Here is a 1,231-nt window from a genome sequence, read left to right as displayed (position 1 = left end):
AACTCGGCGAGCCGGGCGAACGCCGCGCTCGCGAGGCCCGCGTCCACCGCCTCGACCCGGTCGGGATGGACCAGCGCCGCGAGGCGGTGATACCGCCGACGTGCCGCCGTGCGGGTCGTGGAATCTGTTGCGGCGGAACCGAAGAGATCTTCCGGCCGCTGTGCCGCCTGGATGGTCTCCGCGGTCTCTCGCGCTGTCGTCATGCGTTTTAGGCTAGACGACTAAAACTGGCGACGCCAGGGGTTTGGCGAATCTTTTTGTAGAATCGACAAAAAGCTGTGATGGATGCCGGGTGGCGGGCGGGCGACCCTGTGGAAGTGACATTTTCGGCCAGTCCGGGAGTGAAGATGGCAGGCCGGCTCTAATCCGTCCGCGATCCCGGGCCTAGGGTGAGAGAAAGTATGTCGTTGACTCTCATCGAGGAGATCATGATGGTTGCCGCCGACCCGGCGACGGATGCCGCCGCGCGCCTGCGCACGCTGATCGCCGAAGCGGCCACGGCCGCCGACGCCTGGGACCTGTTCGACGCGCTGCCGACGGTCCGCGTGGAGGAGATCACCACCGGCCGCTGGCGTGGCGCGGAAGTCGGCACCGGGCATCCCTGGGACGGCATGCTGGCCGAAACCGGCTGGTACGGCAAGCAGTTCGACAGCGCCGACAGCGTGCAGCCGCTACTGTTCTCCGGCCCCGACGGCGAGGTGTTCGCCGTCGATCCGCGCCGGGTGCCGCTGTTCCTGGCCGGAAAGGTGCCGGTGACCGCGCTGCGCCCGGTGCGCCGCTCGCTCGGGGTGCTGCGGCCGGTCCTGCGGACCACGACCCCGCGCGCCCGGCTGCGGAATCTGGAGTTCCGGGGAAAATCCAGTGCCGCAATGATCTACGACCACCTGCCGATCATCGACATCTTCCGGCGTGTCGACGAGAACACGCTGCTGGGCGTGATGGATCTGCGGGGACAGTCCGAGCCGTACTTCTTCGTCCTCTACCGCGACCGGTAGCCGCTCGGGCGAAGCGTCTGTCCCCGAGCCGAATTCGGCCTACCATCGAAGGTGACGGTAGTAGTCATCGGCCGGGGAGGCCCCGATGGAACGCACGACCTGTCTGATCGCCGGTGGGGGACCGGCGGGAATGTTTCTGGGGCTCATGCTGGCACGGGCCGGCATCGAGGTCACCGTGCTCAAGAAACACGGTGACTTTCTGCGCGACTTCCGCGCCGCGACACCCTGATCGACGG

Annotated in this window: 1 protein-coding gene and 2 pseudogenes; 2 read left to right on the top strand and 1 reads right to left on the bottom strand. The window is 67.3% G+C overall.

Annotated features, from left to right (window positions below):
• Positions 1-203, bottom strand: a pseudogene (locus ACWELQ_RS45970) (hypothetical protein); the annotation flags it as partial.
• 228 nt (positions 204-431) lie between these two features.
• Between ACWELQ_RS45970 and ACWELQ_RS45965 the strand changes: the two are divergent.
• Positions 432-995, top strand: coding sequence for a DUF4334 domain-containing protein (locus ACWELQ_RS45965; RefSeq protein ID WP_452403240.1), 564 nt, complete (start codon positions 432-434; stop codon positions 993-995).
• Positions 996-1,080: 85 nt separating this feature from the next.
• Positions 1,081-1,218, top strand: a pseudogene (locus ACWELQ_RS45960) (FAD-dependent monooxygenase); the annotation flags it as partial.
• Positions 1,219-1,231 lie beyond the last annotated feature (13 nt).

This window comes from Nocardia sp. NPDC004722, from assembly GCF_053601505.1.
Note: the sequence above shows the minus strand (reverse complement) of the source record. Positions and strands in the feature narration are given on the sequence as shown.

Excerpts from the sequence above, each read along its gene's own strand:
- ACWELQ_RS45965 (WP_452403240.1), top strand. The coding sequence starts at position 432 with ATGGTTGCCGCCGACCCGGCGACGGATGCCGCCGCGCGCCTGCGCACG.